The organism is Oceanobacillus alkalisoli (assembly GCF_021556485.1).
Taxonomy (GTDB): domain Bacteria; phylum Bacillota; class Bacilli; order Bacillales; family Amphibacillaceae; genus Oceanobacillus; species Oceanobacillus alkalisoli.
Genome location: NZ_JAKGBW010000040.1, coordinates 1 through 725, shown reverse-complemented (window position 1 = coordinate 725; position 725 = coordinate 1). Strand labels below are relative to the sequence as shown.

The 725-nt window shown below is 36.8% G+C and carries 1 pseudogene; it reads left to right on the top strand.

Annotated elements, in window-relative coordinates:
* A pseudogene (locus LZD48_RS18395) lies at positions 1-725 on the top strand (IS21 family transposase); the annotation flags it as partial.

Sequence of the window (725 nt, the reverse complement as noted above, 5' to 3'; positions counted from 1 at the left end):
GGACTCTAACTTAAGGTGGCTAAAGAGAACTGGAAACTATAAAATTAATCACAATACAAAGAAAAGACCCTTTGAAGCGCACGCCCTCGAAAAGCAGCATCTTCAAAAGGTCAATGGATATTACATTTTTGAAAATATCTCATCTATTAATATAACAAGAATGATTCATAAAGACAACGTTATTCGTTATAAAGGAAATCGGTATAGTGTTCCGCTCGGAACTTTTCGAAGTAGTGCAGAAAACATTGCTTATCTGGCTATTTCAGAGCAAAGTTTGAGCATCTCACTTCACCCGAGTGATAACCCAATTGCCATTCATGAAATATCAAAAGAAAAAGGAAAAGTCATCACAGATCCTAAACATCGCCGTCGTTCCCAGACAAAAAGAGATACTTTAGCAGAAGAAGTTATGGAGAGATTAGGTGATTGGGAAGACTCTAACTGGTTAATCAAGACGTTGCAGGAGCACTATCCTCGTCATACAATCGATCAATTAAAGGTTGTGCTTAAAGCTAGCGAGAAATATCCAAAGTATATCAATGACGCTTTGAAAGAAATGAGAAGGCTTAGATTGACCAGTGCCAATGATTTAAGAGATATTGCGATTTCTTTAGAAATCGAAGGTTACAGAGACTTGCCTCATGAAGAAGTAATCAATGAAAAATATAAGGATATCGTAGCTCCAGAGCGTAATCAAGATATCTACTTAGATGTTCTTCAAGGAG